8 protein-coding genes are annotated in these 5,992 nt (G+C 44.8%); all 8 read right to left on the reverse strand.

The features are described from left to right. Positions 1-2: 2 nt before the first annotated feature. Positions 3-356, reverse strand: a complete 354-nt coding sequence (locus tag ACFIK6_RS08820) for a hypothetical protein (RefSeq protein ID WP_375677561.1) — start codon at positions 354-356, stop codon at positions 3-5. 1 nt (position 357) lies between these two features. Further along, positions 358-1,434 carry a major capsid protein gene (locus ACFIK6_RS08825; protein WP_273724452.1) on the reverse strand — a complete coding sequence of 359 codons (1,077 nt, stop codon included), beginning with the start codon at positions 1,432-1,434 and terminating at the stop codon, positions 358-360. Positions 1,435-1,446: 12 nt separating this feature from the next. Then, positions 1,447-1,812 carry a head decoration protein gene (locus tag ACFIK6_RS08830; protein ID WP_375642618.1) on the reverse strand — a complete coding sequence of 122 codons (366 nt, stop codon included), beginning with the start codon at positions 1,810-1,812 and terminating at the stop codon, positions 1,447-1,449. Then, complete coding sequence (locus ACFIK6_RS08835) at positions 1,809-2,075, reverse strand: hypothetical protein (RefSeq protein ID WP_375642617.1); 267 nt, start codon at positions 2,073-2,075, stop codon at positions 1,809-1,811. The genes ACFIK6_RS08830 and ACFIK6_RS08835 overlap by 4 nt, the downstream gene beginning before the upstream one ends. After that, positions 2,072-3,151: a S49 family peptidase gene (locus ACFIK6_RS08840; protein ID WP_375677562.1), complete on the reverse strand. Its 1,080-nt coding sequence runs from the start codon at positions 3,149-3,151 to the stop codon at positions 2,072-2,074. Before ACFIK6_RS08840 ends, ACFIK6_RS08835 begins: the two co-directional genes overlap by 4 nt. Then, positions 3,141-4,685, reverse strand: a complete 1,545-nt coding sequence (locus tag ACFIK6_RS08845) for a phage portal protein (protein WP_375642615.1) — start codon at positions 4,683-4,685, stop codon at positions 3,141-3,143. The genes ACFIK6_RS08840 and ACFIK6_RS08845 overlap by 11 nt, the downstream gene beginning before the upstream one ends. After that, the gene (locus tag ACFIK6_RS08850) at positions 4,685-4,933 is read right to left on the reverse strand and encodes a phage head-tail joining protein (RefSeq protein WP_273724442.1); all 249 of its coding nucleotides are present in this window, start codon (positions 4,931-4,933) and stop codon (positions 4,685-4,687) included. The genes ACFIK6_RS08845 and ACFIK6_RS08850 overlap by 1 nt, the downstream gene beginning before the upstream one ends. A gap of 3 nt (positions 4,934-4,936) precedes the next feature. Then, the coding region (locus ACFIK6_RS08855) for a terminase gpA endonuclease subunit (RefSeq protein ID WP_375642614.1) at positions 4,937-5,992 on the reverse strand (1,056 nt) is incomplete at its 5' end.

Genomic DNA, 5,992 nt, shown 5'->3' on the forward strand with positions numbered 1-5,992 from the left:
TTTCATTGTTTTATCTCTCGCAAGATAAGCTTATACATACCGGATTCAGAGGCTTGGACATCTGTGACAATGAAGTGCTCTTGAGAGGGGGCTTTGCTGTTTTCAGGGGAAATGATTACAACACTATCTTGAGGGTTTGGTGGTATTCCCCCGATATCATTGATACAAAGATCAAGTTCCTTTCTTGCAATTGTGGTAGGGATTCTACCTCCGGCGTCCGATTCTGAATGTTTAATGGTGTAAATCGCTGTGATCCGAAAAGATTGCTGGTTGTCCTTTCGCGTGTAGATGATGGGCTGCCCAAAGGTGTTGCGTACATCTTTAACCATTTTGTTGAGCAGCCCGTGCCAACGCATGTTATTTCGCTCCAATCACGGCTTTAAACAGCATTTCTGGGCGTGTACAGATGTAAAGCGGATAGCTGTAGACCTCCGGTTTTACCCATGCATTACGGTCGTGATCAACGATCAACATGGTGTAGAGAGGCTTTCCAACGGTGTTAGCAAAATCCAAGCTTTCACCAGGGGAAAAGGTTTTTTGGAATACACCAGGCGCATCAACAGGAAAGAATTGACATTCATCCGGCTTAATGCCTATGGCGCGCTTTGTTCCAGCCTTCGCACTCACATTATAGTTGTGAATACTCCGGTAATTAATGAAAGTGACACCTGCAAAGTCAAAACTGCCAAAGCTGCCCGCGCCAATTGCGCTTGGTGTTGCAACACCTCCGGCGCTATTAAGTGTTTGTGCTAAGGCTGTGTTGAGATAAGTTTCACGAATTGTTTTATGGTTTTTCAACTTGGAAAAGAATTCATTTCCACAAAGCCCAATAATCCGCGAACGATCAGAAAATGCTCCTTTTGAAGCCTCAATCATCCGCATAATGACCCGATCAACATTGTCAGCAACATTGGTTGTCTCATTATTCAGTTTAAAGTCAATGGGCTTTGGGGGTGTGATTTCCCATTCTTTGTACCAGTCAACAATGACAGAGCCATCAGCATCAAGGACAACACCTTGAACAGCGCCAAGCTGCATATTTTCCCATGTCAATTCGATTTCAGAAATCAGTTTCTTTTGTTTTCTGGCAATATATTTCATTGCTGTCTCGAGTTGATCTTCTGTGCCAAATTCACGCCGGTTCTGGATTTCTTCTGATTTTACGGTATCACTTTTGGCAATCCGTGTTGTTTTGAAAAACCGAAGATTACGACCCTCTCTATCACCTTCTGCCAAAGGTGCGCCGCGTTCACTGGTTTGAATAAGCGAAAATGTATTATCACGCCGTTCAATACCAACCACTGTGGTACTGGTTTCAACTTCCTCAAAAAGATTAAGAGAGCTTACAAGACCAGGTTGAAACTCATAGTTTTCAATGGCTTTCATCATTGTGATGCTTGAGAAAGCATCATGTTTAAAAAAATTCATATCCATGTGTGCATTCTCCTATCGCAATAGAATGTTGTTTTTGTCTTCGAAAGACTGAATGGCCGCGTTCTTTTGCTCATCTGTGATGGCATCTGGCCATAGCAGTTCAGAAGCTTTCACTGTGCATAAGCGTGCTGTAATCACGGCGCGTTGATCGGCGCCTGTTGCGTCAACAGTGGCAAAAGAAATCCCTGCCGGTGTTTGGCTGCCATCTGTTGCTGCTGGATTAAGGGGGATATATTTTTCTGATGAGGTTATCTTTCCCATAACAGTTCCCGCTTCAATGAATGCTCCTGATGCAAACACCACTTCTTCGTTTGACATATCGGGGTCGTAGGGTCCAAGATAAGCGCCATTGCGTACGTCGTCATAAACAATATTCATTTCACTGCCCTCCAAGCTGCTTCCCATTTTGCGTGAATCTTTGCCTTGCTTGTTCCATCACTATGAGGGGTATAAGGCGAGACTTTTAAAGACGCACTTTGAGAGCTAGCAGCCACCAACACACATTGGCGTGCTTTCTCGATGCTCATACCTTTTTGAATAGCTTTTGCTGCGTCAAAAGAAACGCCTAAGTGCTTTGCTTGCCTTTCAAGAGTTGTTAGTGCTTTTGCGCGCTTTCTTTCTTTTTCAAGCACGGCTTTCATATCTTCGCGCTTATTTTCATTGTCCTCATTGTCTTCGTCCTCATCTTCGTTTTCTTCGTCGTCAAAGATTTCGGCGTTTTTGTCGACGTCATTATCGTCTTCGTCCTCTTCCTCGTCATTGATGATGTCGACAATCTTTTCGTCATCCTCTTCTTCAGCGCGGTATTGTGTGCGTGCCATGTGTTTTGTCCTTCTTTTGTTGTTGATGTTGGGTTTTGTGATATGGAATCCGTTAAGGCTTCCAAAGCTTGCGCAAGGGTGCCTTGCACATCTGCTAATCCAAGTTTGAGAGCTTGGGTGCCTATAAAAGTTTCTGCTTTTGTGTCACGAATTGCATCAGCATTTAAGCGTCTGTTTTGCGCCACCAAATCGACAAACATCTCGTAGAGCAGGGCGCAATCGGCTTGCATTTTTATCTGTGCTGTATCGCTCAAGGGTTCATGAGGGTTGCCATGAACTTTGTGATCACCTTCAAAGACAAAGGTCCATTTATGCCCGTGTTTTTCATCTGCACGGGATTGGTCAAGATGGGCGCAAACGACACCAATCGAGCCTACAACACCCGTGCGAGCAACCCATATTTGAGAAGCAGAGCAGGCAATGGCATAAGCCGCTGAACAGGCAAACTCATTGGCATGCGCCCAAATGGGCTTTTCGTATTGTTTTGAGAGTGCTTGAAACTCTTCCACAAGATCAAACACACCGCCCGCTTCTCCACCGCCGCTGTCAATATCCAGTAAAACAGCGCGAACATCAGATTGTGCAATGGCTTCACGAAAAGAAGCCCCCAAACCTTCATAAGAGGTTAGCCCCGATAAAGCCCCAAGCCATGCACCACGGCGCACAAGCGTGCCATGAACTGGTATGATGGCAATATTGTTTTGTACTACATAAGTTTCAGGGGGTCTGAAAGCTTCTGTATCCCCTTGTCCAAATGCCCCAGTGGCAAACTTTTCTCCTTCAAAAAGGCGTGGTGCAAGAGCATTGAGAATGACATCAAGCTTTGTCGAGGCAAGCATATGAGGAACACCAAAAAGCCGTGATGCCAAAAACGGCATGTCGAGATTATTCACCATTTGTATGTGCCTCACTGCCTTGGTTGCTTTCATAAGTGTCAGAAGTCTCTGAATCTGCGGTATCAATTACGTGATTGCTACCAGCCGGTGCCGCCATATCGGTGTCAAAAGATAAACCACGCGCACGAGCATCTGTGTGTTCTTCTTGCATTTCGGCATGAATGCTGTCGATATCAAAGCCGCGCTCGGCAAGTGCCATACGTCGTGTTTTCAAGCCGGCACGGATTTCTTCTTTTTCCGCTGAGATATCCTTGTTTGGGTCAATCATTTCAAGCGGGGGTGCAAAGCTTTCACATTGAACCCATGGCAAGGGATTTTCTTCCCACCCTGGCAAATTGACGCATCCAGCAAGCACTGCCATTTCAACAAAGCGCTCCCATATAATGCGATTAAACTGAAAAGCAATGATATGTTCACGCCATTGTTTAACATGCCGTCTAAACTGAATGATGGAGGTGCGCACATTTGAAAAATTCCCCCGCGTAACGTCTCCTGTCACAACGGCATAAGGCATATTAAGTGCTGCACAAATTTTCAAGATATTGCGAAATTGAAAAGCCTCATAAGAGCCACCAACCTCAACAGGATTTGAGAATGTAACCTCTTTATTCTCTCCTAAATAAAGAGATGCACCGGGCGCAATGACAGGTGCTTTGTATTCTTCTTCAACGTTGTTTTTATCACGATTATCGGGTAATTTTTCGACGTTTGGTGAATTGTCCTTGACAAACGCCGCGAAAAGAGCTGCCGTCCTTTTTCTATCGAGTTCTGCGTCGTCATAGGATTCGAGTTGAAAGATCTTTGTCATACAGCGCGTTATTTTGGGAGAACCGCGCAATTGTCCGGCAATACGGCGCTCTTTGATGTGCAGGACCATTTCAGCAGGGACACGTATGCGCTCTTGACTCTCAAAGACTATCCTTGCAGAACAATCATCATAGGGGTGATGTTTCCAAAAATGATAAGCAACACGCTTACCACTGGCATTAAATTCAATTCCCATACGAATGTAATTGCCTTCAATCTCAGCCGGTCCATTGTAGGAAAGGTCTAGCATTTCGGTTGGATAAACTTGTAATTGAAGCGGTACACCAGAGCGTCCGTAGAGATCAACATAATGCAATCTTACAAAGCACTCTCCGGTTAAAAAGACCTCTCGTGCAATGGTTGCTTGAAGTCCATAAAAATTGGCATCTTCATCATAGTCCGCCTCATCAACCCATTGCCACCATAAGTCTAAAAGCTTTTTCTTTTCTTCTTGAAAACCTTCAATACGAGGATAAGGTTTAATCCCATCACTTACAGCCGCAGAGACCCATTCTTCTGTTGCAGACCCATAAAGAGCTTCATTGTCATAAAGCCATCTTGAACGGGCAACAATGGTATCACCGCATTCCTCAATGGCTTTATTAATATGTTTTTTTGCGGGGTCAAAACCACCCATACGGCGGCTTTTGCTTGCCGCTTCAAAATGGGGGTTGTGTTGACGAGAAATTGTAAAAAAGCCTGTGAGTTTATTGATAAAACCAGCCATTAATAGCCTCGTGATATATTAAAATAGAAAACGCGTGAACGCTTGCGTCCTTCAAGGTTGGCTATTTGTGTGTTCAGCATCTCAAGCGCTCTGCGCAGTTCCTCAACAGAACGGTTGCTGACTTGCTTATCGCCATGGCGCACCGATTGTGCTCCCGAATAAAGAGCTTCTTCAATTTGTTCACGCCGCTTTTTTAAACTTTCCAGTCTGTCAGTTTTGCTGTTTACTTGGTTCAAGTCTGTATCCATAAATTACCTCCAATCCCCTTGCATATAAGGATTCATCACCGTTCTGGATTGTTTCCTTTGAGGTTGTGCTGTCTGAGATCTTCTTGGAGAAGGAGAGGGGGCATGTCTTGGTGTTGGCTGCTCTAAAGAGCCCTCAATTTTAAGTTTTTCCAGACGCTCTTCTAAGATATCGACTTCTCGATTAAGGTTTATTCCTGCCGAAATCAGACCTTGTAAAGCAGCATAAGCATAGACCCTACAGTCCAAGGCTTCGTTTCTTGCTTTTTCGCTTTTTTGCCATTCAATACGCTTAAAGCCTTTAAAATATTTAATGACTTTTCTTTCAGCGGTTAGCTGGTCAAAATATTCCCGATCAAGGTTTTTGTGAAAGTGTGTTGCACCAGCCCCCGATGCTTCAGGACCAGATTTTTTAAACCGTGCCGTGATAATATCTTTTGCTGCATCAACACCAACAATATAGAGATTAATCTGTCCTTTGTTGTTTCTGCTTGGACGGCGTGGCCATACCGCACGCCATCCCGCTTGCCCCTTAATCCCCCAGATACGGCGTCCCTCACGCGGGCGCACATAATTATAAACCGCTTGTGTGTGTCCACCACCGGTATCAATACAAGCAGCCGTTATCTTGATGCCGTCTTTGTAACCTAGATGCGGCCAGCGTCTTGTAAGATATTCATCCAATTGGTCCCATACTTCAAAAGAAGAAGGATCACCAGGAATGACGTGATAATCAATATGCCAGCTTTCTTCACTGCGTCCCCATCCCACCACTTCAAGCTCTAAACGGTCATTTTGTACGTCAATTCCTGCCGTCAACACGACAGCTTGTTCTGGTGCAAGGGAATAATCTTCACGTTTTGCATAGAGGCTATCAGGGTCAACAACTTCGCCTGTTCTATCCTCCCATGGCTCTCCAAGCACTGTATTGACAAAAGGCTGCAAAAGCGCCGGATCATCCTTGGCATCTAAAAACTCTCTGGCGCATTCCCCCCAAGTAAGCCAAGGGGAATATAGTGCTGAAATATGGTAAGAACGCAAATTCGGTCTGCTTGATTCACT

It is taken from the genome of Bartonella sp. AS69XJJH (genome assembly GCF_042195585.1).
Taxonomy (GTDB): domain Bacteria; phylum Pseudomonadota; class Alphaproteobacteria; order Rhizobiales; family Rhizobiaceae; genus Bartonella.

Coding starts and splice junctions, on each gene's coding strand:
- ACFIK6_RS08840 (WP_375677562.1), bottom strand. CDS start 3,151: ATGGTGAATAATCTCGACATGCCGTTTTTGGCATCACGGCTTTTTGGT.
- ACFIK6_RS08830 (WP_375642618.1), bottom strand. CDS start 1,812: ATGAATATTGTTTATGACGACGTACGCAATGGCGCTTATCTTGGACCC.
- ACFIK6_RS08850 (WP_273724442.1), bottom strand. CDS start 4,933: ATGGATACAGACTTGAACCAAGTAAACAGCAAAACTGACAGACTGGAA.
- ACFIK6_RS08835 (WP_375642617.1), bottom strand. CDS start 2,075: ATGAAAGCCGTGCTTGAAAAAGAAAGAAAGCGCGCAAAAGCACTAACA.
- ACFIK6_RS08820 (WP_375677561.1), bottom strand. CDS start 356: ATGCGTTGGCACGGGCTGCTCAACAAAATGGTTAAAGATGTACGCAAC.
- ACFIK6_RS08845 (WP_375642615.1), bottom strand. CDS start 4,685: ATGGCTGGTTTTATCAATAAACTCACAGGCTTTTTTACAATTTCTCGT.
- ACFIK6_RS08825 (WP_273724452.1), bottom strand. CDS start 1,434: ATGGATATGAATTTTTTTAAACATGATGCTTTCTCAAGCATCACAATG.